At 44.6% G+C, this 23,099-nt stretch carries 26 protein-coding genes; 23 read left to right on the plus strand and 3 right to left on the minus strand.

Annotated features, from left to right (window positions below; translation table 11 throughout):
* Positions 1-7 precede the first annotated feature (7 nt).
* The 15 genes from prfB (at position 8) to CHY_RS00805 (ending at position 13,994) form a co-directional block, all read left to right on the plus strand.
* Positions 8-1,124, plus strand: a protein-coding gene (gene prfB, locus CHY_RS00735) for a peptide chain release factor 2 (RefSeq protein WP_011343111.1) whose coding sequence is annotated in 2 segments (ribosomal slippage) — positions 8-76 and positions 78-1,124 — 1,116 coding nt in all. Because the reading frame shifts where the segments join, the coding sequence is not laid out codon by codon here.
* Complete coding sequence (locus tag CHY_RS00740) at positions 1,121-1,984, plus strand: YitT family protein (RefSeq protein ID WP_011343112.1); 864 nt, start codon at positions 1,121-1,123, stop codon at positions 1,982-1,984. Before prfB ends, CHY_RS00740 begins: the two co-directional genes overlap by 4 nt.
* On the plus strand, positions 1,984-2,826 hold the full coding sequence (locus CHY_RS00745; protein ID WP_011343113.1) for a transketolase: 843 nt from the start codon (positions 1,984-1,986) through the stop codon (positions 2,824-2,826). The genes CHY_RS00740 and CHY_RS00745 overlap by 1 nt, the downstream gene beginning before the upstream one ends.
* Entirely contained in the window at positions 2,814-3,752 is a 939-nt protein-coding gene (locus tag CHY_RS00750; protein WP_011343114.1) for a transketolase family protein, read from the plus strand. The genes CHY_RS00745 and CHY_RS00750 overlap by 13 nt, the downstream gene beginning before the upstream one ends.
* Positions 3,753-3,876: 124 nt before the next feature.
* Complete coding sequence (gene ftsE / locus CHY_RS00755; protein ID WP_011343115.1) at positions 3,877-4,557, plus strand: cell division ATP-binding protein FtsE; 681 nt, start codon at positions 3,877-3,879, stop codon at positions 4,555-4,557.
* Entirely contained in the window at positions 4,554-5,441 is an 888-nt protein-coding gene (ftsX, locus tag CHY_RS00760; RefSeq protein ID WP_011343116.1) for a permease-like cell division protein FtsX, read from the plus strand. The genes ftsE and ftsX overlap by 4 nt, the downstream gene beginning before the upstream one ends.
* 10 nt (positions 5,442-5,451) lie before the next feature.
* Complete coding sequence (locus CHY_RS00765; RefSeq protein WP_011343117.1) at positions 5,452-6,567, plus strand: murein hydrolase activator EnvC family protein; 1,116 nt, start codon at positions 5,452-5,454, stop codon at positions 6,565-6,567.
* A 116-nt stretch (positions 6,568-6,683) separates the two neighbouring features.
* Positions 6,684-7,817: a S41 family peptidase gene (locus tag CHY_RS00770; protein ID WP_011343118.1), complete on the plus strand. Its 1,134-nt coding sequence runs from the start codon at positions 6,684-6,686 to the stop codon at positions 7,815-7,817.
* 13 nt (positions 7,818-7,830) lie between these two features.
* Positions 7,831-9,051, plus strand: a complete 1,221-nt coding sequence (locus tag CHY_RS00775; RefSeq protein ID WP_011343119.1) for a PDZ domain-containing protein — start codon at positions 7,831-7,833, stop codon at positions 9,049-9,051.
* Between the two features lie 79 nt (positions 9,052-9,130).
* The gene (locus CHY_RS00780) at positions 9,131-9,742 is read left to right on the plus strand and encodes a GNAT family N-acetyltransferase (RefSeq protein WP_011343120.1); all 612 of its coding nucleotides are present in this window, start codon (positions 9,131-9,133) and stop codon (positions 9,740-9,742) included.
* Positions 9,743-9,816: 74 nt separating this feature from the next.
* Positions 9,817-10,449 carry an acetoin utilization AcuB family protein gene (locus CHY_RS00785; RefSeq protein ID WP_011343121.1) on the plus strand — a complete coding sequence of 211 codons (633 nt, stop codon included), beginning with the start codon at positions 9,817-9,819 and terminating at the stop codon, positions 10,447-10,449.
* Between the two features lie 4 nt (positions 10,450-10,453).
* The gene (locus CHY_RS00790) at positions 10,454-11,605 is read left to right on the plus strand and encodes an acetoin utilization protein AcuC (RefSeq protein ID WP_011343122.1); all 1,152 of its coding nucleotides are present in this window, start codon (positions 10,454-10,456) and stop codon (positions 11,603-11,605) included.
* A gap of 181 nt (positions 11,606-11,786) precedes the next feature.
* Positions 11,787-13,190: an RtcB family protein gene (locus tag CHY_RS00795; RefSeq protein WP_011343125.1), complete on the plus strand. Its 1,404-nt coding sequence runs from the start codon at positions 11,787-11,789 to the stop codon at positions 13,188-13,190.
* A 16-nt stretch (positions 13,191-13,206) separates the two neighbouring features.
* Positions 13,207-13,398 (plus strand): CooT family nickel-binding protein, encoded by a 192-nt coding sequence (locus CHY_RS00800; RefSeq protein ID WP_011343126.1) that lies wholly within the window; start codon positions 13,207-13,209, stop codon positions 13,396-13,398.
* Positions 13,398-13,994 carry a uracil-DNA glycosylase gene (locus tag CHY_RS00805; RefSeq protein ID WP_011343127.1) on the plus strand — a complete coding sequence of 199 codons (597 nt, stop codon included), beginning with the start codon at positions 13,398-13,400 and terminating at the stop codon, positions 13,992-13,994. Before CHY_RS00800 ends, CHY_RS00805 begins: the two co-directional genes overlap by 1 nt.
* Positions 13,995-14,063: 69 nt before the next feature.
* Here CHY_RS00805 and CHY_RS00810 read toward each other — a convergent pair whose 3' ends face one another.
* Positions 14,064-14,306, minus strand: coding sequence for a 4Fe-4S dicluster domain-containing protein (locus CHY_RS00810; RefSeq protein WP_034541533.1), 243 nt, complete (start codon positions 14,304-14,306; stop codon positions 14,064-14,066).
* A gap of 111 nt (positions 14,307-14,417) precedes the next feature.
* Positions 14,418-14,705 (minus strand): 4Fe-4S binding protein, encoded by a 288-nt coding sequence (locus tag CHY_RS00815; protein ID WP_011343129.1) that lies wholly within the window; start codon positions 14,703-14,705, stop codon positions 14,418-14,420.
* Between the two features lie 152 nt (positions 14,706-14,857).
* Between CHY_RS00815 and CHY_RS00820 the strand changes: the two genes are divergently transcribed.
* The 4 genes from CHY_RS00820 (at position 14,858) to CHY_RS00835 (ending at position 19,114) form a co-directional block, all read left to right on the plus strand.
* Positions 14,858-16,015 carry a substrate-binding domain-containing protein gene (locus CHY_RS00820; protein ID WP_011343130.1) on the plus strand — a complete coding sequence of 386 codons (1,158 nt, stop codon included), beginning with the start codon at positions 14,858-14,860 and terminating at the stop codon, positions 16,013-16,015.
* Positions 15,957-17,414: a hypothetical protein gene (locus CHY_RS00825; protein WP_011343131.1), complete on the plus strand. Its 1,458-nt coding sequence runs from the start codon at positions 15,957-15,959 to the stop codon at positions 17,412-17,414. The genes CHY_RS00820 and CHY_RS00825 overlap by 59 nt, the downstream gene beginning before the upstream one ends.
* Before the next feature lie 180 nt (positions 17,415-17,594).
* Complete coding sequence (locus CHY_RS00830) at positions 17,595-18,635, plus strand: YkvA family protein (protein ID WP_041537596.1); 1,041 nt, start codon at positions 17,595-17,597, stop codon at positions 18,633-18,635.
* 11 nt (positions 18,636-18,646) lie between these two features.
* A complete protein-coding gene (locus tag CHY_RS00835; protein WP_011343134.1) occupies positions 18,647-19,114 on the plus strand; it encodes a flavin reductase family protein in 468 nt (155 codons plus the stop codon).
* Here the strand turns inward: CHY_RS00835 and CHY_RS00840 are convergent.
* Positions 19,111-19,467: a L,D-transpeptidase gene (locus CHY_RS00840; protein WP_034541530.1), complete on the minus strand. Its 357-nt coding sequence runs from the start codon at positions 19,465-19,467 to the stop codon at positions 19,111-19,113. The genes CHY_RS00835 and CHY_RS00840 overlap by 4 nt on opposite strands.
* 40 nt (positions 19,468-19,507) lie before the next feature.
* Here CHY_RS00840 and ispE point away from each other — a divergent pair, with 40 nt between their 5' ends.
* From ispE to ilvA, 4 genes are read left to right on the plus strand one after another with little or no spacing between them, the layout of a single operon-like run.
* The gene (ispE, locus tag CHY_RS00845; protein ID WP_011343136.1) at positions 19,508-20,374 is read left to right on the plus strand and encodes a 4-(cytidine 5'-diphospho)-2-C-methyl-D-erythritol kinase; all 867 of its coding nucleotides are present in this window, start codon (positions 19,508-19,510) and stop codon (positions 20,372-20,374) included.
* A 51-nt stretch (positions 20,375-20,425) separates the two neighbouring features.
* On the plus strand, positions 20,426-21,115 hold the full coding sequence (locus CHY_RS00850; protein WP_011343137.1) for a GntR family transcriptional regulator: 690 nt from the start codon (positions 20,426-20,428) through the stop codon (positions 21,113-21,115).
* Complete coding sequence (locus CHY_RS00855; protein WP_011343138.1) at positions 21,108-21,851, plus strand: nucleotidyltransferase family protein; 744 nt, start codon at positions 21,108-21,110, stop codon at positions 21,849-21,851. The genes CHY_RS00850 and CHY_RS00855 overlap by 8 nt, the downstream gene beginning before the upstream one ends.
* A gap of 33 nt (positions 21,852-21,884) precedes the next feature.
* Positions 21,885-23,090, plus strand: coding sequence for a threonine ammonia-lyase (ilvA, locus tag CHY_RS00860; protein WP_011343139.1), 1,206 nt, complete (start codon positions 21,885-21,887; stop codon positions 23,088-23,090).
* The last annotated feature ends 9 nt before the right edge of the window (positions 23,091-23,099 follow it).

The following is a 23,099-nucleotide window of genomic DNA, read 5'->3' on the forward strand; positions in this document are numbered from 1 at the left end:
GTTAGCTATGTTAATTGAGCTGAAAAGAAGTTTGGCGGAGATTTCCCCCAAGATTGAGGAAATGAGGGTTTCTCTTTGACATTCCCGGGAAAAAGGAACTGGTGGAAAAACTTACGGCCAAAACCTACGAGCCTGACTTCTGGGATAATTACACAGAAGCCCAGAAAACTCTAAAAGAATTAAACCGCCTCAAAGATGACATTGAAAAGTATGAAGAACTTTTAAAAGCGCAGGAAGAGCTTACCGTTTTATTGCAACTTTTGGAAGAGGAAGAAAATGAGGAGTTAGCCGTTGAGGCTCAGGACAAAGCCAAAAAATTAATGGAAAAACTCCACCGGATGGAAATAGAGCTTTTGCTATCGGGGCCATATGATAAAAATTCGGCAATAGTTTCCCTCCATGCGGGAGCGGGAGGTACGGAGGCCCAGGACTGGGTGGAAATGCTTTACCGGATGTATACCCGCTGGGCCGAAGATAAAGGGTATAAAGTGGAACTAATCGACCGGCTTTTAGGGGAAGAGGCGGGCTTAAAAAGCGTTACTTTTAGCGTGGAGGGGTTTGGCGCTTACGGTTATTTGAAAGCCGAGCGGGGAGTGCACCGCTTAATTCGGATTTCTCCCTTTGATTTTTCCGGCCGGCGACATACTTCCTTTGCTTCGGTGGATGTCCTGCCGGAGGTAGCGGAAGATATTCCGGAAATTGAATTAAAGGAAGAAGAGTTAAAAATAGAAACGTTTCGGTCGGGAGGAGCCGGGGGACAGCATGTCAATAAAACCGAATCGGCGGTGCGGATTACCCACCTGCCTACGGGCATAACGGTGGTTTGCCAGAACGAGCGCTCCCAGTTAATGAACCGGGCGTTAGCGGAAAAACTATTAAAAGCCAAGCTTTTGGATCTGGAAATGAAGAAAAAGGAAGAAGAAATGGCCAAACTTCGGGGGGAGCAGAAGGAGATTGCCTGGGGCAGTCAGATAAGAACTTACGTTTTTCATCCCTATAGCCTGGTTAAAGACCACCGCACCGGCGTTGAAGTAGGGGATGTCCAGGGGGTCATGGATGGCGAAATTGACATTTTTATCGAAGCTTATCTTAAAATGCTGGTGACACAGGGAGGAAACCAATGAAGCTTAGCGACAGAGTGCGAGCGGTAATCGATTATTTCTGGATTTTTGTGGGTTCGGCACTGATTGCTTTAGCCCTGGACTGGTTTTTAATTCCCAATAAAATAGCTGCCGGAGGCGTAAGCGGAATTGCTACCATTATACACTACCTTTTTGGGCTGCCGGTAGGTGCGGTAATGATTGCTTTAAACGTTCCCCTTTTTTTAATGGGTTTTAAAGAGCTGGGGTTAAAATTTGGGGTCCGCTCCCTTTACGGTATGCTGGTGCTGTCCCTGCTGGTGGACTTTTTGGCTCCGTATTTAAAAGCTTTAACCAAAGATCCTTTTTTGGCCTGCCTTTACGGTGGTGTTTTATCGGGAATAGGGCTGGGTATTGTCTTTAAATTTAAAGGAAGTACCGGTGGTACCGATTTAGCGGCGGCGATTTTACGCCGGTTTACCAAAACAAACGTCGGCATGGCCCTGTTGTTTATTGACGGACTGGTGGTTTTCGTTTCGGGGATAGTTTTCAACCCGGAACAGGCTTTGTATGCTTTAATTACCATCGTGGTGACGAGCTTGTTAATTGACCTTGTGCAGGAAGGAATGGGCTATGCCCGGGCGTTTTTCATCATTAGCGACAAAAACGATTTAATTTCCGAAAAAATTATTACCGAGCTTGACCGGGGTGGTACCTGCTTAAAAGGCGAAGGAATTTATTCCCGGAAGGAAAAAGATGTGTTGCTGGCAGTGGTTAACCGTTCGGAAGTTTCCCGTTTGAAGGAAATAGTTTACCAGATTGATCCCAAAGCTTTTGTGATAGTCACTAACGTCCATGAGGTTTTGGGGGAAGGCTTTAAACCGATGGTTAAGGAGGGAAATTAGTGCAGGACGAAATTTTAAACTTAAAGTTAATAGCCAATCAACTCCGCCAGCATGTGGTAAAGATGGTGGGAGAGGCCAATTCGGGCCATCCCGGCGGCTCCCTTTCGGCTGCGGATATTTTAGCGGTGCTGTTTTTTAAGGAGATGCGGATTGATCCGGCTAATCCCAAATGGCAGGACCGGGACCGCTTCGTTTTGAGCAAGGGACATGCTTCCCCGGTTTTATACGCAGCTCTGGCGGAACGGGGCTTTTTTCCTAAAGAATGGCTGTCCCAATTTCGCAAGATTAATTCTCCCCTGCAGGGGCATCCGGATATGAAAAAAGTCCCCGGCGTGGAAATGTCCACCGGTTCCCTGGGCCAGGGGTTTTCCACCGCGGTGGGGATGGCTTTAGGGTTAAAGCTTGACCGCAGCCCGGCCCGGGTTTACGTGCTGCTGGGAGATGGGGAAATTCAGGAAGGGATAGTCTGGGAAGCGGCCATGGCCGCAGCCCATTATAAATTAAATAATCTTACGGCGATTTTGGATTACAACGGTCTGCAGATAGACGGGCCGGTGCAGGAAGTGATGAATCCTGAACCGGTTGCGGATAAATGGCGAAGCTTTGGTTTTAAAGTTATTACCGTTGACGGCCATAACATTCCGGAAATAATAAATGCCATCGATGCTGCCCGCCTGCACTTGGAAGGTCCAACCATCATTATCGCCAAGACCGTTAAAGGTAAAGGAGTTTCCTTCATGGAAAACCGGGTCGAGTGGCATGGATCTGCTCCCAAACCGGAGCAGGTAGCAGAGGCTCTTTCTGAACTTCAAGTGGGGAGGGAAAAGCTGTGGGAGGAATAGCCACAAGGGAAGCATACGGAAAGGCCCTGGTTGAATTGGGGCAGGAAAACCCGAAAATCGTTGTTTTAGATGCGGACTTATCTAAGTCCACGAAAACCTCCGATTTTGCCAAAGCTTTTCCCGAGAGATTTTTTAACATGGGCATTGCTGAGCAAAATTTAATGGGGGTTGCTGCCGGTCTTTCTACGGTGGGGAAAATACCCTTTGCCAGTACCTTTGCGGTGTTTGCGGCGGGCAGAGCGTTTGAAATAATTCGAAACAGTATCTGTTACCCGAAGCTCAATGTGAAAATTGCTGCTACCCATGCGGGTTTAACGGTGGGGGAAGACGGAGCTTCCCACCAGGCAATAGAAGATCTGGCTTTGATGCGGGTTTTACCCAATATGCAGGTATTTGTACCCGCCGATGCCGCCCAGACCCGTGCTATTGTAAAAAAAGCTGCGGAAATAGAGGGTCCGGTTTACATCCGTCTTGGCCGTTCCGGGGTGCCGGAGGTGTTTTCGCCAGATATTCGGTTTGAACCGGGGCGGGGTACGGTGCTTAAAGAAGGTAAAGATGTAACTATAGTTGCTCTCGGGATTATGACGGCCAAAGCGTTAGAGGCAGCTAAGATGTTAGAGGCAGAAGGCATCGCGGCAAGGGTTGTGGACATGGCAAGCCTTAAGCCCATAGACCGGGAGCTTTTGGTGGAAAGCGCTCGACTTACGGGAGCTGTGGTAACGGCGGAGGAACATTCGGTTATTGGCGGACTTGGCAGTGCGGTGGCGGAGGTTTTAAGCGAGGAGTATCCGATACCGGTGGTAAAAGTAGGAGTTAATGATGTGTTTGGGGAGTCGGGAACTCCGCAAGCGCTTTTGGAAAAATACGGCTTAACCGCCAGGGACGTTGTAGCGGCGGTGCAAAAAGCGTTAACCTTAAAAAGGTAACTCCGGGGACGGTTCTGAGAACATCCATTTTCCGCTCACGAACCGTCCTTTAATTTTTTTGCTTAAAAACAAGGAAAAAGCCATAACTTTGTCGAATAAAAAAAGGATGAAAGCGGGGGATATGATGCTGCAGCTTTTTAATGTAACAAAAATCTATCCCGGAAGCATTAAAGCGTTAAGCGATGTTAGTTTTAAAGTAAACAAAGGTGAATTTGTTTTTTTAGTGGGAAACAGTGGTGCCGGTAAATCCACCTTGTTAAAACTTATCACCCGGGAAGAGCTTCCGACCCACGGACAAATTTTAGTCAACGGGAAAAACATCGTGCGTTTACGGGGCCGGGAAATACCCTTATACCGGCGGAAGATTGGTATGGTTTTCCAGGACTTTCGCCTTTTACCCAATAAAACTGCTTTTGAAAACGTAGCGTTTGCTTTAGAAATTTGCGGACTTTCGGGAAAGCAAATTAAGGAGCGTTCGCTGTATGCCCTGGAACGGGTGGGGATGGCCAAAAAAGCGGACCGTTTTCCGGCAGAGCTTTCCGGAGGAGAAGCGCAAAGGGTGGCGATTGCCCGGGCCATTGTTAATAACCCCGTCCTGCTTTTAGCCGATGAGCCCACGGGCAATTTGGACCCGGAAAATTCTTTAGCAATTATCAATCTGCTAAAAGAGATAAATTATACAGGAACTACGGTGATTATTGCTACCCATGATGCTTTTATCGTTGATTCGTTAAAGCAACGGGTTATAGCATTAAAGGACGGCAAAATAGTACGGGACGAAGAAAGCGGGGCTTATGCTGGATGAGTTTAAACCTATTGTCGTACTACTTTAAAGAAGCATTTAAATCGATTTTTCGCAACAGTTTTTTAAGCCTTGCTTCGGTGATGGTGGTTTTTATTACCATTTTTATTTTAGGGGTAGCGGTTTTGTTAATCATTAACGCCGGCTATCTGGCCGATACTCTCCAGAATCAGTTAGAAATCTACGCTTATTTAAAAACGGGAGATGTTTCGATAGATACCCGCGCGTTAGAAGATAAGATAAAAGCCATTGAAGGAGTTGCCTCGGTAAAGTTTATTCCCAAAGAAGAGGGACTACGAAAAATAAAAGAAAAATTGGGCGATAGGGCTGATATTTTAGCAGGGATTGAGGAGCGAAATCCCCTGCCGGATGCGTATTTGATTAAAACCAAACGGCCCGAAGATGTGCCGATCGTGGGTAAAAAACTTGCCACCTTTCCGGAGTTTGAGACAGTAAAATACGGCCAGGGGATTGTGGAAAAGCTTTTAAAGGTAACCACGATGTTAAAAATTTTTGGACTGGGGATTATTTCCCTTTTTGGATTCGGGGCAGTATTGTTAATCATGACCACCATTCGCCTGGCTATTTTTTCCCGGCGCAAAGAGATCGAAATTGCCCGTATCCTTGGGGCTACCAACTGGTTTGTGCGGATGCCGTTTATCATTGAAGGTACTTTTTTGGGGCTTACCGGAAGTTTATTTGCTGCAGTTTTGGTGGCTATAGGTTACTACTCATTATTATTAAAGGTAAGTAAAGCATTACCTTTTTTGGTACTGTTTCGGGACCAGCAGTGGTTAACCTTAACCTTTGCAGCTCTTGTGGGAAGTGGCGGCATCCTTGGACTTTTAGGTAGCATTCTTTCCCTCAATAAATACCTCAAATTTTAGGAGGGATAGGGTGAAGAAAAAAATTCTGGCGGTAGTTTTAACCTTTTTACTATTATCTACAACTTCCCTTACTTACGCTGAAAGCTTAACTACCAAGTTAAAAAAGACCCGGCAAAAAATTGCCGTGACAAAAAAGAAAATTGAAGAACGAAAACTTGATATTAAAAATTATGCCGATGAAATTGCACGGTTGGATGCGGAAGTGGAAAAGCACGAACAGCAGCTTTTGGCTGTTTCCCGGGATTTGAGTGAAATAAAACGAAAGATTACGGCAACCGAGGAAGAGCTGGCTAAAACCGAAGAATTGTTAAAAACCAATAACGAACTATTTGAAAAAAGGTTAAAAGATTTTTACCAAAACGGAACGGTTACCTACCTGGAAATCCTGTTTCAAGCGGAAAATATTTTTGACTTTTTAAACCGCCTGGAATTTATGAGCCGGATAATTGAGCAGGATATTCAACTTTTAAACGATATTACCAAGCAAAAGAAGCTACTGGAAGAGTTAAGAGAACAGCTTTTACACCAAAAAAATGAGCTTTCCCTCTTAAAACAAAAAGAAGAAGAAGCCCAGAAAAGTTTATTAGCTGCTCAGGAGGAAAAGGTGCAGTTAATCGAGCTTGCTAAAAATGATGTAGCCCGTTACCAGCAGGAAGTGGAAAGGTTGGAAGAGGAAGAACAAAAGTTAATCCAGGAAATCGTCCGGCAGCGGCAGAAGTCCCGGCCTTCCATGGGTAGCGGTATCTTTAAGTGGCCGGTGGATGGGTATTACAATATTTCCTCGGGCTTTGGGATGCGGTTTCATCCCATCTTAAAAGTTAACCGGATGCACCAGGGGATTGACATCCCCGCACCTACGGGTACCGATGTTTTAGCGGCCCAGACGGGGGAAGTGATTTATGCCGGAACCATGAAGGGTTACGGTAAGGTTATAATTGTAGACCATGGTGGCGGTGTTTCCACGTTGTATGCCCATCTTTCCGCTATCAGGGTTTCCGTTGGCCAGCGGGTGGAAAAAGGCGAACATATAGGTGATGTGGGCAGTACCGGTTTATCTTCCGGCCCGCACCTTCACTTCGGAGTTCTTGTAAACGGTGAATATGTAAATCCAATGCAGTACCTGTAAAAGGCACGGATTATCCCGTGTCTTTTCTTTGTATGTAGCATATCTTGGAGAAAAGTGATAGTATAATATTATTAATGCATTTACAAACTAAAGCAGCGGCTGTGAGGTGCATGTAATTGTCCAGGAAAAAAATTATTGCTTTAGTAGTGGTTGTCTTCTTACTCTGGGGGATATTTTCGTTAGCCGGTTTATTCTGGAAAAAGAGCGGGGATAAGATAGAGACTTTACTTACGGTAATTGCTTTAATTAAAAGCCAGTATTATCAGCCGGTTTCTACCGAAAAACTTATAAACGGTGCAATAAAAGGTATGGTCGAAGGCCTGGACGACCCGTATTCGACTTATCTTGATCCCGAACAATTTAAACACTTAAACGAGCAAATTACCGGAACTTTTGGCGGTGTAGGGTTGATTGTGACGATGGAAGAAAATCATATTGTGGTGGTAAAGCCCATTCCCGATACTCCCGCCGCCAAGGCCGGTATCAAGGCGGGGGATATCATTGTAAACATTTCCGGCAGGGATACCAAAGGGATGGACCTGGACACGGCGGTTAGTTTAATGCGAGGTCCGGTGGGAACCCGGGTGGAAGTAGGAATATTGCGACCCGGTGAAAAAGAAACCCGGATGTTTACGTTGGTTCGAGAAAATATTACCATTCCCACCGTGGAAAGCAAAATGTTAGATGACAAGATAGGCTATATTATGTTATCCCAGTTTACCGAAAACTCACCCCAAGCGGTGCGAAAAGCAATCGGAGATTTAAAGAAAAAAGGGATGAAAGGCTTAATTTTTGATTTACGGGACAATCCCGGGGGAGAGCTTAAGGCTGCGGTTGAGATTGCTGATATTTTTGTTCCCCGGGGAAAAACTATTGTGTATGTGGATTACCGGAATCAGCCGGATGAAGAGGAAAAGGCAGAGGTGCCGGAGTTAGGAATTCCGGTGGTGGTTCTTGTAAACGGGGGCAGCGCCAGTGCTTCGGAAATTGTGGCCGGTGCTCTGAAAGATTGGGGAGTGGCGGTTTTGGTTGGGGAAAAAACTTTCGGGAAGGGTGTGGTGCAATCAATCTTCAGGTTACCGGGAAATGCCGGTTTAAAGCTAACCGTAGCCCGTTACTTAACTCCCAAGAAGCATGACATCAACAAAAAAGGCATCATGCCGGATGTAGTAGTAAAACAGCCGGCGGGAAGCAAGGAAGACCGGCAGCTCTTAAAAGCCAAAGAAATATTGGCGGAAAAGATTAAATAAGCGAGGGGCTTTCATGATTTGGGTGAAATTAGCTGGTAATACCCTTTATACCGTGTTTTTAGCTTTAATGGAAAATCCGGTATTCTGGCTGTTAGTTTTAATTATTGCTTTGCAGTATTCCCGCATCTCGGGAAAATTTATCCTGTCAATGGATGTGATTTACGATACTTTAAAAGCTACTGCCCACGGCATAATTGGCGGAATGGCTGGAAGTTTGGTTTTGGTGTTTCTCGGGATTGCTTTAAATGAGGCAGGCCTTAGCTATCTTTGGCCTCTGGCTATTTTGTTTATGCTTATAAATCCCCGCTTTTTGTGTTTTTCCTATGCCGGTGGAGTTGTTTCCTTGGCCTACTTAATTTTTGGCTTTCCCAAAGTAAATGTAGCGCAAATTGCAGCTTTAGTGGGAGTACTGCATTTAGTGGAAAGCGTCTTAATTTTAATAGGAGGGCATTTGGGGGCAAAGCCGGAGTATTTTAAAATAAAAACAGGACAAATTGTCGGGGGCTTTGTTTTGCAGCGGTTTTGGCCAATACCCCTGGCTGCTTTAGTGGTGGTGAACCAAGTCCCGGGGGTGTCCGGCGGAATTCAGATGCCGGACTGGTGGCCGCTTATAAAAAGCAGTGAAGTTGCACCGAATCTTATGTATTCCTTGATTCCTGTGGTGGCGGGATTGGGTTACGGTGATATGGTGCTTACCCGCTACCCCGAAGAAAAAAGTAGACTATCTTCCCTGTATCTTGGGATATATAGTGTAAGTTTAATTATTCTGGCGGTGCTGGCTATGAAACTTAGCTTTTTAACCTGGCTTGCTGCAGTTTTTATGCCTTTAGGGCATGAAGCGGTAATTTACCTGGGAAGAAAACTTGAAGAAGGTAAACCTATTTTTGTAAATCCCGAAAATGGTATCGGGGTAATGGTTTTAGGGGTCAGGGCCGGGTCGATAGCCGATGCAGCGGGACTCAGAACGGGGGATGTGATTTTAACGGTAAATGGAATTTATATTCACTCGCCGGAAGAACTTTTCCGGGAACTTACCTATGCCTACGGAATGGTACCTTTGGAAGTATCCCGCAGGGGCAGCCACCGCATTGAAACCTTATATTTAAAAAAGTCTTTTTTCCCGGTGGATGTGGGAATCATGACTGCTCCTTCGCCTTATGATCCTTATATCGATTTAACTCAAAAAAGTACAGGGGTTTTTACCAAAATATGGAACAGATTCAAGGGCAGTTAAAAAGTTATAAATTTTGTAGATAATAACCCTTCTCTTTGATATAATAAGTTTAAACAAAAGTTGGGAGCGTGGGATTTTCATGACGGAATTTAATACCCCCTTAGGTACGGTAATTATTGAAAAACACGAAAAGGGTGATACGTTAGCCAATCTTGACATAGACCCGGGCTTATCCAATTTCCGTCCCTACCGGCGGCAAAAAGAAGCATTAATCGATATTGCCAACCAGCCCCAGGGGTGGGTGGTGATTGCCAGGCTTGATAATAAAATTGTCGGATATGTTACCTTTCATCCCCCCGATGAATTTACCCGGTGGGGTAAAGCCCGTCTACCCTTCTTGCTGGAAATGGGAGCCATAGAGATAACACCGGACCTAAGGGGAACGGGACTGGCGCGTAAGCTTTTAACCGAAGCTTTTTCCGATCCGGTTTTGGAAAAATATATCGTGATGTCTACCGAATATTACTGGCATTGGGACTTAAAAAATAAAGGGATGGATATCTGGACGTACCAAAAAATGTTGGAAAACCTGTTTTCCAGTGCCGCAGGGATGGAGAGGGTTTATACCGATGACCCGGAAATTACTTCCCATCCTGCTAACATGTTGATGGTGCGCTTTGGCAAGGAGTTGACTCCGGAGCAAATAGAGCAGTTTGAAATATTAAGGTATGCGGGGAAGAAAATGTTTTAGGGAAAGGGTTTACTTTCCCTAAAAATTTTTAGGAAAAATTTACAGAAAATTTATAACATTAAGAGGTGGCGGGAATGTTAGTTAAAGACATTATGACCCGGGAGCTAATTACAGTTAAAAGTACCGATACCATCCGGGAGGCCATGGCTAAAGGCCATGAAAAACGCATCCGGCACTTGCCGGTGGTAGATGATGGAAAGTTGGTGGGGATAGTTTCGGACCGGGATTTGAGATATGCCTGCCCTTCGCCTTTTACAGGAGAAAAAAATGGGGAATGCTGGCAAATTAAAGTGGGGGATATTATGCAAAAAAGGGTTGTTACTGCTCATCCCCTGGATCCTGTGGAAGAAGCAGCAAAAATGATGCTGGAAAACCGGGTAGGATGTCTTCCGGTACTTTTAGATGATGAGCTGGTAGGAATAATAACCCAGGGCGATATTGTCATGGCTTTTGCCGAGCTAATGGGGGTTTATAAAAGAAGTTCGCGGATTGAAGTCCAGGTTCCGGACCGGCCGGGAATGTTGGCCGAGGTTGCCCAAATTATGAAGGAACTAAATATTAATGTGGTGAGCGTGTTTTTGGCTCCAAAAACCGAAAATGGTCTTAAAACCCTTGTGATGCGGGTTGAAACGATGAACACCAAACCAATCATTGACCGCATTCGGGCTAAAGGATTTACACTGATCAACCCCTTTGGCGAGGTATAAGTAAATGAGCGGAAAGGCGTATTTAATATACAGCGACGACTATTTAAGTTACCGCTTAGCGGAAGACCACCCCTTGAATCCCCAGCGGTATGCTTTAGCTGTGGAATTGATGAAAATAGCTGAAGTTTTAAAGGAGGAAGAAATAATCCCACCCCGTTCGGCTACGTTAAAAGAACTGTATTTGGTACACGACCCGGCTTATGTGGAAGCGGTAATGAATTTAAGTAAAAATCCGGAAAACGTGAACGGCAGCCGCTTTGGTCTGGGTTCGGAAGACAATCCGGTTTTTTCCGGGATGCACGAAGCAGCGGCGCTGGTGGCGGGGGGTTCAGCCCTGGGTGCGGAACTGATTTATGAAGGAGAAGCGGACCACGTTTTCAATATAGCGGGAGGGCTACACCATGCCCTTCGGGATGCTGCGTCGGGTTTTTGCATTTATAATGATTTAGCGGTAGCCATAGCCAAGTTCAGGGAAAAAGGACTCAAAGTGGCGTACGTAGACCTGGATGCCCACCATGGAGATGGGGTCCAGTGGCTTTTTTATAGTGACCCGGGGGTTTTAACCATATCTATTCATGAAACGGGAAGATATCTCTTCCCCGGTACCGGTTCGATAACCGAGTTAGGGGAAGGAGCGGCTTACGGCACCAAAATTAATATTCCTTTAGAGCCTTATACCGAAGATGATTCGTGGCTATGGGCTTTGGAGGAAATTGTTCCGGAGCTTATCAGAAAGTTTAAACCGGACATCCTGGTTACCCAGCACGGGTGTGATTCCCACCGCTTTGACCCTTTAACCCATTTAGCCAATACTACTTTGGCTTTTCAGGAATCGGCCAAGCTCTTACATGAATTAGCCCATGAAGTCTGCGGGGGACGCTGGCTTGCCGGCGGGGGCGGGGGATACGACTACTGGCGGGTGGTGCCCCGGGCCTGGACAATAGTTTGGGCTGAGATGACCGAGCGCTCTCTACCCTATGATGTTCCCGCCACTTTCTGGCGTAAATATGAGAGTAAAGCCGGGGTGTTTTTACCGAGAACTTTTTTAGATGAAGGAAGTTCCGGGATTCCGTTAGGGCGCCGGCGGGAAATTACTTCAAAAAACCAAAGGACGGTGGAAAGGTTAAAAAACGCTTTAACTCTCTTTTGGAGTTAAAGCATTTTTTTATAAAAAGGAGGTTAGCAACAGTTGGAATTAATATTGCAAAAATAAAATTTAAAAAATATTTTGAAGACCGCCAGGACTTTCGGTAACCGCTTCAATTGGATTTACCCAACTCTTAGAGGTTGGGTTTTTCTTTTGCCTCTGGTACAATTAAAATCTGGAGGTAATTTGTATGTTAAAGAAACTAAATGATTACCTTTATCGGTTGCCCAAAACCGGCAAGATGCAGGTGGAAGGATTAATAATTGCCAGCGAAAAGCTTTTACCGGCTTTATACCGGGATGAATCGTTAAAGCAATTGCAAAATGCGGCATCGCTACCGGGGGTTTACCGGGCGGTTTACGGCATGCCGGATTTACATGAGGGTTTTGGTTTGCCTATTGGTGGAGTAATGGCTACGGTCCTGCCCGAGGGTTTAATTTCTGCCGGGGCGGTGGGGATGGATATAAACTGCGGGGTGCGCTTACTGACTACTCCTTTTTTAGCCGAAGAGATTTCCCGGGAAAGACTTGCCGAATTAATAAAAGCCATTGAAAAATACGTGCCGGCAGGAGTGGGCAAAAAAAATTGGGAAAAAGAAGTAAGGAGTCTTTTGCCCAAAGTTTTATTAAAAGGAGCTCGGGCTTTGTTAGAAGAGGGATACGGTTTTGCGGAAGACCTTAATAAAATTGAAGAAGGCGGAGTTTTGGCTGGAGCGGAGATCAAAGCTTTATCCGAGACAGCTTTATCCCGGGGTGCGGAGGGACTTGGAACTTTAGGTGGAGGAAATCATTTTATTGAGGTGCAGGTAGTGGCGGAAGTAAGGCGGTGGGAGGTTGCTCAGAGTTTTGGGTTATATCCGGGGATGTTATGCTTGATGGTTCACACCGGTAGCCGCGGGCTTGGGCATCAGGTTTGTACCGACTATACCGAAATTTTATATAAAGCTGGACCGAAATACAATGTCAGTGTACCGGTAAAAGGTTTGGCGGCGGTACCGTTTTCTTCTCCTGAAGGACAGAGGTATTATCAGGCGATGTTGGCTTCCGCAAATTTTGCTTATGCCAACCGGCAGCTTATTACCCATTACTTAAGACAGGTGTTTAAGTCATACCTCGGAGACGGAAAGCTTGATTTAGTTTATGATTTAGCCCATAATATTGCTAAAGAGGAGTACCACGATGGGATCAAGGTTTTAGTCCACCGCAAGGGTGCTACCAGAGCCTTACCGGCCGGGCACCGGGAAAACTTACCTCAATTTCGGGAAATAGGCCAGCCGGTATTAATTCCCGGAAGCATGGGTACCAAATCGTACGTCCTGCGGGCCACTTCAAATATTTCTTTAACTTTTAACTCTTTAAACCACGGAGCGGGTCGCAGTATGTCCCGGAAAGCTTCTTTAAAGAACTTGACGGTGAGCGAAGTAAAAAAGGCGTTAGGAGATGTTATTTTAAATGAAAAAGTGGAATACGTGCGGGATGAAGCGCCGCAGGCGTACAAGGACATAGATTTGGTAATCGAGGCGGTGGTGGGGGCCGGTTTGGCCGAAGTGGTAGCGGTTTTAAAACCGCTTGCGGTGATTAAAGGTAAGGATTAAAAAAAGGGGGATTTTTATGTGTGAAGCCAGTGCTTTTATCGTAAATGGGGATAAGGAAGAGCTTTTTTTGGAACGGGTGGATAAGCTTATTCCGACAGAAGAGGGACTATTACTGGAAAATATTTTTGGCCAGAGAAAAGTTATTAAAGCAAAAATAAAGCGTTTGGAGCTGGTAGACCATCGTATATTACTGGAGCGGGAGGATTAATGGAGGAACTTAAAGCATTAAAAGAAGAGGCGTTGGCCTGTCAGCGTTGCAATCTTAGAGCCCATGCCCAAAGGGTTGTGTTTGGGGAGGGAAATGAAAAAGCCCTATTAATGTTAGTGGGGGAAGGACCCGGAGCTGAAGAAGACCGGCAAGGCAGACCTTTTGTGGGGGCTGCCGGGGAACTTTTAAATAAAATCTTAGAAGCCGCAGGGATTTCCCGGGAAGAAGTTTACATTGGCAATGTGGTAAAATGTCGTCCCCCCAATAACCGGGTTCCTACCAGAGAAGAAGTGGCTGCTTGCCGAACTTTTTTAGACCGGCAAATTGAGTTAATTAAACCTAAAATTATTGTTTGCCTTGGGGCAACTGCTGCCCAGACGTTGATTGGGCCGGATGTTAGAATTACCAAAATTCGCGGGCTCTGGCATGAAAAAGGTGAGATAAAGATAATGCCGACATTTCACCCGGCAGCGCTTTTACGGGATCCGACGAAAAAACGCCCGGCGTGGGAAGATTTTCAAAAAGTCCGGGATTTATACTTTGCTTTGAAAAAAGAGCAGGAAGTGGAGGAGTTTGAACAATTAAAATTGTTTTAAAAAAGTAACATTAAGCCCCTGACCTCGTTTCAGGTAAGGTCAAGGGCTTATTTATTTTATATTAGTTTCCTATAGTTCTTTTAACTTTTTTAGCTCTTCCACAAGCATGTTTAATTCGTCATCGTCTTTGGCGTAATAAAGAGCTCCGGGACCACAGTGATTGACGCAGGTACCGCAGTTCTGGCATTTCTCCCGATCGTATTTTAACCTTTTTTCGCTGTGGTCAAAGTATAGAGCTCCGTACAAACAGTAAGTAGCGGCGGGACAGTCTTCGTTCTGGTCGCAAAGATCTAAGTCAATGTGAATAGGCATACGGTACACCCCCAAAAAATTCATAAAATTTAAAATTATTAATAAAAGTATAACATATCTAAAGTATAATTGAAAGATGGTTGGGCCAAAATAAAAGCAACCTTAGAGGTTCTAAGGTCGCTCTTTTAATCCCAGTAGCGAAATAAATTTGGAAGCAAAGGTTTCCCGGGCTTTTGTGATTTTTGTTAAAAAGGCGGTTAGTTCATCGGCGGTTTCAAACAACGCAAGGGCGTTATAGGCGCATTTCTGGACGCATTGGCCGCAGCCGTTACAGAGGTCAACATTGAAAAACAGCTTATTTTCCCTGCTATCGTAAACAAGGGCTTTGGTGCTGCAGACCTCGGCGGCAGGGCAGCAGGGTTCCCTAAGGCAAACTTCGTGGTCGATGTACAGTGTCACGCGAAGCCCTCCTCAAAGCTATTGATAATGTTATATAACACAATAAAACTAATGTTTTCTATATGATAACAGAAGAATGGAGAGTTGTAAAGGATTTTATGGATAATCCCCCTTGATTTATCTCAAAATAAAAACGAAAAGGGGGTTTTTTGATGAAAAAGCTCTGGATTTTTTGTTTAATCGTTACGTTATTGGTTAACCTGACCGGTTGCCCCGATAAGAAAAGAAGACCGGTCCTACCGAAGGTTTTTTTGGTAGTTGCCAAAACCCAGCAGGAAAGAAAAAACTTCATTCAAACCGCATATAATTTAGCCAGGGAAAAAAAGATTGCTCTTACGGTAAGAGGGTTAAATGACGATGAAAAGCGGGAAGAAAAGGTCTTAAAAAAGATCATTGCCCAAAAGCCTAAAGGGGTGATTTGGGAAACGGCAGGTAGTCCCCGGGCCGGGTATTTAGCGCAAAAAATTTACCCAAAAGCAAAATTAATTTTTATAAACGATGTGCCGTACGATGGTCTTGGGGATTGTGCGGTGTTGCCCGATTTCCAAAAAGCTGCGGTGATGGTGGCTCAAAATATTGCTCTTAAAGATAAGACCGGGAAAGTGCTGCTTCTGGGGAGCCACCGGCAAACCCTTTCGGTATTTACCTTGGAGAAGGCTTTAAAAAATGAGTTAAGAACCCTGGGTAAGGAAGTAACCGTCGGTAAACTTCCGGTTGTGGCCGGGGAAAGGGCATTGGACGAAATAAGGAATTTGGCAAGGAGTCAAAGTATTATTGCCCTTGACGGAAAAGTAGGGGAACTTTTAGCAGAGGAGGGAATGAAGGAACAGCAGGGAACGGTTATGGCTTCTATGGTGTTAACCAGGAAGGTTGCAAAAGCCATCAAAGAGGGGAAAATTCTTTCGTCTGTGGATTTCATGCCGGAAATTGTAGCAAATAAAGCCCTGGAAGCAATGGACCGGGTATTACAAAAGCGGGGGATAGATGCGGATAGCAAAATTGCGGTTAAAAATGGCCAAATACCGGTTATTTATACACCCGTGCAGCTCATTACCCGGGAAAATGTTCAACAACTCCAAAAGGCTTACGGAAAATTTACTTCTTCCACGCCAAAAGAAAAGGAAGAAAGCAAAAGCAAGGAGATTAAAACAACAAAGGTAAAAATAACCACAAATCGGGGTAAAACCGTTGAGCTTACGGTAGAAGGAGAAATAACCAAAATAGAAACAAGCCCTGAAGAGGGAAAAAAAGATGAACAGGCTGGCCAGGAAAAGACCGGAGAAGAAAGCGGTGTTGGTCATAACCGGTAAATTTATTAAAGAAAAAATTTCTTTTGCTGAAAATATTAATAAATTTTGGTATAATTACCTTAGTAAGGTAAAAAAGGGGGAAGGGGCCGTGCGATTGTTTTGGCAAACTTTTTTAGCTTTTATTTTTACCGTTTGCGTGCTGGTGTTACCGGCGATGGATATTGAAACCGCAATAATCAGTCAAAAACCGGAAAGTTCCGCAATCACCGCTTTTAAATCCAGCGGTTCCATCTTTGCCAGGATGGGGGATGTTGGTTTAAAACGGGCCCTGACTTCTGGTTACGTTCAGAAAATCGGCCGGGAAGTAGCTATCTTTCCCCATATCTTCGTAGTGGATGAACTTATTGCCGATGCAACCAGGGTAGCGGTAAGCTTTTATTTTTACTCCGAAAAACAGCCGGTAGATAATGAAATGGGGCGTTTGGAGGTGGAGCTTGATTTACCGGGAGCTTTTAAACATTCAACTTTTACCGGTATGCAGGGGGAGAACGGGGGTTTAAACGGTTATGTATTTTCCGAATATACCGGAAACCCCAGGGGAATAGTGGTAAAAGGGAAATATAAGGATTTTTCCGGCAGTGAACAGGAGTTTAACATAAAAATTCCGTTTAAACTAACGGCAACTAACTTTAAGGAAATAGGATTAAATAAGAAGCTTGGGGGAAGCCCGGAAGTAGAACTGGGAAAAATTATCTTGGCCCCGACCCAGTGGGTAGTAGTGGTGAATTTAAGAGGAAGCCGGGAGGAGCTTGAGGCTTTTCGCAATTTAAACTTACCGGTGAAACTTTACAGCGATGGCAATCCCTTAGAATTGTTGGGAGTTGGGTCAAGTTTGGGAGGAATCCCGCCTAAGTTGGATGAATACTTTTACTTCCAACCGGGTGGACAGGAGAAAGGAGCTTTAGTGGGAGTTTCCTGGCCCGATGGTAATTACCGTGAAATGTATGTAGATTTTACCGTTAACTCCCGGCAAAAGCCGAAGGTAGAGATTACACCGTTTAACGAGAACATACCCGGGGAAACCTTGCCCAAGACTCCTCCGGAAAGAAAGGAACAGAGCTCGGTACCGGTAAGTAAGCCTCTTACGGGTATCGAATGGGTAAAGGAAAACTGTAAAAAGCTTTTAGCGTGGATAACGGAGAAAAACTACGGAAAAATTCGGGAAATTGCCGAGGAACAGGTAGTACTGGCGATAAAGGATGTTTTTTCCAATTTCCAGAACTATAAATTGGAGCTTGTGAATTTTAACTACCAGGAAAACCAAAAGGGCTATATTGTTTCTCTTTATGTTGAAATAAGAAATGCTCAAGATAACAGCTATCTTGGAAGTAGCGAACTGATGTTACAGTTTACCCGTAAGGGAGAAGGTTATAAGCTTATTAAATTCAGTAAAAATTAATTGACAAATTGATGTTTTTTGGTTATTATAAAAGCGAAGGGAAATGTCCCGCTTCCTTTTTCCCCAATAATGTGAAAGTACCAACAAGCACCCCCTCTTTTTGGGTTATTTCACCTTTTAGAAAAACCGCTTTTTAAGCGGTTATTTTTTTTGTATAATTTTAGCGTGGGGGGCGGGAGAATGCGGGATGCCTGGTCATTTTTCAACAAAATTAAAAACTTTTCCCAGGAAGAGTGGCAAAGGTACCAAAGAGAAGTGCCTTTAAAACTCGAAGAAGCTGCAGTTAAAGTTGAAACTTCGGAACTAAAGTTATTAATTTTGTATTTAAAGTACTTCTGGGAGATGTTTTTTGATGAAAGCTATCGCATCGAAGCCAAAACAAAACTTATCATTTTAGCAGGCATCCTGTATTTTGCCCTTCCGGTAGATATTATAAGTGACTTTTTACCTTTTTTAGGTTTTTTGGATGATGCTTTTGTTTTTCGCCTCATTTGGGAATTTATCGGAGAGGAAGTGCGAAGATACGCAAGTTACAAAGGGTATGAGTTACCGGAGGTCCAATTAGATATTAAAACTTTACTGGAGAAAAAATTTGGAGTAATAAGGGATTTATTTAAAATTTCTCCCTTTTTACTGGCCTTAAAACTCGAAAATAAAGTGGAAGATTTGGAGAATTTGTTTTACATAAGTCGGGAATTTTTTAAGCATAACCGCCTGGCCAATGTCCTTAGAGGAAAATTATATTTTTCCGAAAGCTTTTTAAATGGCGTGATAAAAGAGCTGCCCCGGGACTTGCCGGTGGAAAATTTGCGGGTGGAGGTTCGGGGCGATGAATTATGGTTTATGGGGAAGATTGACCAATATAATTTAGATTTTCGGCAAAAAATAAATATGGTAAATTTAACGGCAGAAAAAGACCGGATTTTAATTGAATTTGACTTAAAAGGAATGCCCCAAATAGAGTTTAAAGGGGCCTGGGGGTTTTTATACCGGTTTTTTGCGCCGGTGGCTGGTTTTTGGGGGATACGTAAGTTTATAAAGCTTAATCAACACCGTTTTCCCGGAATAACTTTAGAAGGCAGTAAGCTTAAAGTTGATTTAAGTTTTTATTTAAAACCGGATAATTTAAAGGTTATGGCGTTACTAAAATTTGCGGAGAAGCTTCCGCCTTTAACCGCCGTACCTCAGAACGGGCTTCTTGTGGTAAAAATAAACGAATAGGAGGCGATATTATGGCTAAAGGACTTAATTATTTAGCAAATTCGGTAGCGTTACTGGGTTACCGGGACCGGGAGCAGGGGAACTTTACTACCGTTGCCTGGATAACCCAGGTATCGGTGAAGCCGCCGATGGTTTTGGTGAATGTTGCTCCGGGAAGATATGCCTACCAAAAAATAAAAGAGTCCGGGGAATTCACCTTAGCAATTTTAAGCGAAGAGCAAAAGGAAATTGCCGATTTTTGCGGGAAAAACTCCGGAGCAAAAGTTGATAAGATCAAAGAGCTAAATCTTCCGGTAGTACCCGGGGAAAAAGTTTCTGCTCCGAAACTTACTACCGCCATTGCTAACCTTGAATGCCGCCTGGTACAGGAAATTCCTGTGGGTGACCACATTGTTTTAGTTGGGGAAGTAGTGGCGGATGATGTTCCCAATCCCGCTAAAAGACCGCTTATTTTTCACCAGTGGAAGTACCTTGACTAATCTTTAGTGATAATTACTCTGCTCCAGAGGGGTACCTGGGGGAATAACTCTTCAATATCTTTGTTTAACATGCGGATGCAACCTCTGGAAACCTCACGGCCAATGGAGGCTGGATTATTGGTACCGTGAATTCCGTAATTACCTCCGGGAATAGTTAATCCCATCCAGCGGCTTCCGAGAACTCCGTAAGGACTACCCCCGGGATTGCTGATTTTGTTTTTAATCCGGTAGATGCCGGTAGGGGTGGGGGTGCTGGGGGCTCCTACCGCTACCGGCCAGGATTTAATTTTTTGGTTGTTTTTATAGAGGGTTAGAAGCTTCTTTTTTAGACTGACGGTTAAATGGACTATCATTACTTTCGCCTCCTTTCCGGGGTGATGGGGAGGAAAAAAGTTGTTAATTTTTGCGCCGGCTAAAATAAATCTCACTTTAGATATATTAGGAAAACGTCCCGATGGTTACCACGAACTCTGGTCGGTAATGCAGGCAATTACTCTGGGAGATTTAGTGGAAATTGAACCGGCAGAGGGAATAAACTTAAGGGTTGTAGGGGCAGATTTACCTGTGGATTCTACCAATATTGCGTTTAAAGCTGTTCAGGCTTTAAGGGCCGCCACTGGGAAAGCCATAGGAGCCAGCATTACTATCCGTAAAAAAATCCCCTTAGAAGCGGGACTGGCCGGTGGCTCGGCGGATGGAGCCGCAGTTCTTTATGGTTTAAATAAACTTTATAATTTAAATTTAAGTCAGGAAGAGCTTTTAGAAATTGGGGCAAAAATAAGCGCCGATATTCCCTTTTGCCTTACCGGTGGCACCGCCCTGGTGCAGGGGATAGGGGAAAAAGTAAAAAAACTTCCGCCCTTAAAAAAAGGTTATTTTGTTATCTATAAACCCCCTTTTGGGATCTCGACAAAAGAAGCTTATTTAAGGCTTGCGGGTAAGGATTTAACAAAGGAGCATCCTGATCGCGAAAAAATCCTGAAAGCTTTAGGCAAAGAAAATTTAGAGGATTTGGGAAAGTTTTTAAAGAATCTTTTAGAAATAAGTGCTTTGGAAATAAATCCGGAAATATATAAATATAAAAACGAACTTTTAAATTTAAAACCTTTAGGGGTGCTAATGTCGGGTAGCGGTTCTGCTCTTTTTGCTTTAACGGAAAATTTAAAAAAAGCGAAGGAAATTTATTATCAATTGACATTGCCTGGACAAAAATTTATTGTCCGCCCGTATGCGGCCGGTCCTACTTGCTTAAAGCTTTAACTCCATAGTAAAATATAATAATACAAATTATCGTAGAAATGAGGGGTTAAAATGGGGAGATTAAAACCTATTATCCTTGATAATTACAAGCCTTTAAGGGAGCTGGTTTTTGAGACCTTAAGGGAAGCAATTATCAATGGAGTGTTAAAACCCGGGGAGAGGTTGATGGAAGTTCAGCTGGCGGAAGAGCTGGGCGTAAGCCGGACTCCGGTGCGGGAGGCTATTAGAAAATTAGAGCTGGAAGGTTTTGTGGTGATGATTCCCCGGAAAGGGGCTTATGTGGCGGGGATTTCGTTAAAAGATGTGGCGGATGTTTTTGAAGTACGGGCGGCTCTGGAAAGCCTTGCCGCAGGCCTTGCGGCGGAAAGGATTACCGACGAGGAAATCGAGGAGTTGGAGCGGGTATTGGTGCAGCAACAAAGCCTCGCGGAAAGTGACCGTCTGGAAGATATTATTAGAGCTGACACCGATTTTCACGAGGTGCTTTACAGGGCAAGCCGGAATGAACGGCTCATCCAAATTGTAAGCCATCTTAGGGAGCAAATTCAGAGATTTCGGACTGCGTCTCTTTCCCAGCCGGGACGGCTGCGGTTAGCTTTAGAGGAACATAAAGAGATAGTGGAAGCGATAGCCGAACGGAATGTGGAGAAAGCCCAGGCACTGGCCAGGGAACACATCGAGAATGCCGAGCAGAGCATGATTAACGGGTTAAAAGAAAGAGGCGAATTAATTGGTGATTAATGCGCTGGTATTGGCGGGTAGTCAAAACAACGGAAAACTGGCCCAAATTTGTCCCGAGCCGTATGAAGCGTTAATACCCCTGAAAGGCCGCCCAATGGTGGATTATGTGGTCGATGCGCTGTTAAAAACTTCCAAAGTCAATAAAATAGTTGTAGCGGGGCCTAAAGAGCTTGCCGGAAGGTATCCGGAAGGCAGGGTTCGGGTTGTTAACGGGGGCGGCTCGGTGGTAGAATCGGTCCAGCATGGTTTTGCGGTCTTACCCAAGGACTCAATGACTTTGGTGTCAACCAGTGATATTCCTTTACTAACGCCGGAGGAAATTGAAGATTTTCTTAAGAACTGTCCGGATGGATACGATGTTTACTATCCGGTGGTGTTTAAAGAGGCTATTGAGCAACGGGATAAAACGGTTAAGCGGACTTACGTAACGTTAAAGGAAGGTACGGTTACCGGAGGAAACCTTTTTTTGGTTAATCCGCGGATTGTCGACCAGGCCATAGTAAAGGCTCAGGATTTAATTAAACTTAGAAAAAGTCCTTTTAAACTTAGCCTGCTTTTAGGAATAGGTTTTGTAGTGAAATTTTTAACCAAAAGGCTTTCAGTAAAAGAGTTGGAAGAAAAGGTCGGAGGTTTACTGGGAATCCGGGGCAAAGCGGTATTTTCCAGGAGTTTTGGCATTGGGGTTGATGTTGATAAACCGGAAGATCTGGAGGTAGCCTTAAGACATTTGCCCTAAGGGGGGCTTTTTTCTTTTTGAGGAGGGGATTAAGTGGTAGAAATTAAAGATGTTCAGGAAGCAAGGATTAGGCTATTGGGGGTTGCTCACCGCACTTTAACCGCTTATTCGGCAACCTTTAGCCGGCTGGCGGGAGCGGAAGTGTATTTTAAATATGAAAACCTGCAAAAAACCGGTTCCTTTAAGCTGAGGGGAGCTTATAATAAAGTTGCCAGTCTGCCCGTAAAGGAGCGGGAACGGGGCGTTGTAGCGGCCTCGGCGGGTAACCATGCCCAGGGGGTAGCTTTTGCTTCGTTTAGTGCCGGAATTCCCGCAACTATCGTGATGCCGGAAGGCGCTCCGCTGGCTAAGATTCAGGCGACCCAGAGCTACGGAGCAAAGGTAATTTTACACGGGGTTAGCTATGATGATGCTTTTTTAAAAGCGAAAGAAATCATGGAAAAGGAAGGAGCAACTTTTGTCCATGCCTTTGACGACCCCAAAGTGATTGCCGGGCAGGGGACCATAGCCTTAGAAATGCTCGAAGATGTTCCTGAACTGGATATGCTGGTGGCTCCGGTTGGTGGTGGCGGACTGATAGCCGGTCTTGCAGTGGCAGCGAAAGCGATAAAACCGCATCTGAAAGTCATAGGGGTTCAGGCCAAGGGGGCACCATCGGCGTATGCTTCTTTAAAAGAACGCAGGAAAGTAACGTTGGCTTCGGTGTCGACAATTGCTGACGGAATTGCCGTCAAAACTCCGGGGGAGTTGACCTCGAAAATTATTTTTGATTTGGTAGACGACATTGTCCTGGTGGATGATGAGGAAATTGCCCAGGCAATATTAATGATGTTAGAACGGGGTAAAGTAATGTTAGAAGGAGCAGGAGCGGTGGGGGTGGCAGCGCTTTTAGCCCAGAAAATTCCGGTACGGGGGCATAAAGTCGGCGTTGTTTTGTCCGGTGGAAATATCGATGTTCATACCATCTCGATCATAATCGAACGGGGTCTGGTAAAATCCGGTAGATATGTACGGATAAAAACTATTTTAGATGATAAACCGGGAGCCTTACAAAAGCTTTTGGAGTTAATTGCCAGGGAAAAGGCCAATATAATTTTTATCAACCATGACCGCATTGCTCCCCACGTGCCGATAAAGCAGGCGGAGGTTGAGCTGGCTCTGGAAACAAGGGATTTATCTCACATTGAAAAAATTCTGGCGGTTTTAAGAGAAGCGGGTTATCAGATTCTACAAAATTAAGGAGGGCTT

The organism is Carboxydothermus hydrogenoformans Z-2901 (assembly GCF_000012865.1).
Classification (GTDB): Bacteria; Bacillota; Z-2901; order Carboxydothermales; family Carboxydothermaceae; genus Carboxydothermus; species Carboxydothermus hydrogenoformans.

What these genes read in the sequence shown, in the direction of transcription:
- CHY_RS00810 (WP_034541533.1), bottom strand. Translation starts at nt 14,306, where the DNA reads ATGCCTATTCACATTGACTTAGATCTTTGCGACCAGAACGAAGACTGT.
- CHY_RS00820 (WP_011343130.1), top strand. Translation starts at nt 14,858, where the DNA reads ATGAAAAAGCTCTGGATTTTTTGTTTAATCGTTACGTTATTGGTTAAC.
- CHY_RS00850 (WP_011343137.1), top strand. Translation starts at nt 20,426, where the DNA reads ATGGGGAGATTAAAACCTATTATCCTTGATAATTACAAGCCTTTAAGG.
- CHY_RS00775 (WP_011343119.1), top strand. Translation starts at nt 7,831, where the DNA reads ATGATTTGGGTGAAATTAGCTGGTAATACCCTTTATACCGTGTTTTTA.
- ftsX (WP_011343116.1), top strand. Translation starts at nt 4,554, where the DNA reads ATGAGTTTAAACCTATTGTCGTACTACTTTAAAGAAGCATTTAAATCG.
- CHY_RS00825 (WP_011343131.1), top strand. Translation starts at nt 15,957, where the DNA reads ATGAACAGGCTGGCCAGGAAAAGACCGGAGAAGAAAGCGGTGTTGGTC.
- CHY_RS00805 (WP_011343127.1), top strand. Translation starts at nt 13,398, where the DNA reads ATGGAGGAACTTAAAGCATTAAAAGAAGAGGCGTTGGCCTGTCAGCGT.
- CHY_RS00800 (WP_011343126.1), top strand. Translation starts at nt 13,207, where the DNA reads ATGTGTGAAGCCAGTGCTTTTATCGTAAATGGGGATAAGGAAGAGCTT.
- CHY_RS00840 (WP_034541530.1), bottom strand. Translation starts at nt 19,467, where the DNA reads ATGATAGTCCATTTAACCGTCAGTCTAAAAAAGAAGCTTCTAACCCTC.
- CHY_RS00790 (WP_011343122.1), top strand. Translation starts at nt 10,454, where the DNA reads ATGAGCGGAAAGGCGTATTTAATATACAGCGACGACTATTTAAGTTAC.
- CHY_RS00830 (WP_041537596.1), top strand. Translation starts at nt 17,595, where the DNA reads ATGCGGGATGCCTGGTCATTTTTCAACAAAATTAAAAACTTTTCCCAG.
- CHY_RS00740 (WP_011343112.1), top strand. Translation starts at nt 1,121, where the DNA reads ATGAAGCTTAGCGACAGAGTGCGAGCGGTAATCGATTATTTCTGGATT.
- CHY_RS00795 (WP_011343125.1), top strand. Translation starts at nt 11,787, where the DNA reads ATGTTAAAGAAACTAAATGATTACCTTTATCGGTTGCCCAAAACCGGC.
- CHY_RS00835 (WP_011343134.1), top strand. Translation starts at nt 18,647, where the DNA reads ATGGCTAAAGGACTTAATTATTTAGCAAATTCGGTAGCGTTACTGGGT.
- CHY_RS00785 (WP_011343121.1), top strand. Translation starts at nt 9,817, where the DNA reads ATGTTAGTTAAAGACATTATGACCCGGGAGCTAATTACAGTTAAAAGT.
- CHY_RS00780 (WP_011343120.1), top strand. Translation starts at nt 9,131, where the DNA reads ATGACGGAATTTAATACCCCCTTAGGTACGGTAATTATTGAAAAACAC.
- ftsE (WP_011343115.1), top strand. Translation starts at nt 3,877, where the DNA reads ATGCTGCAGCTTTTTAATGTAACAAAAATCTATCCCGGAAGCATTAAA.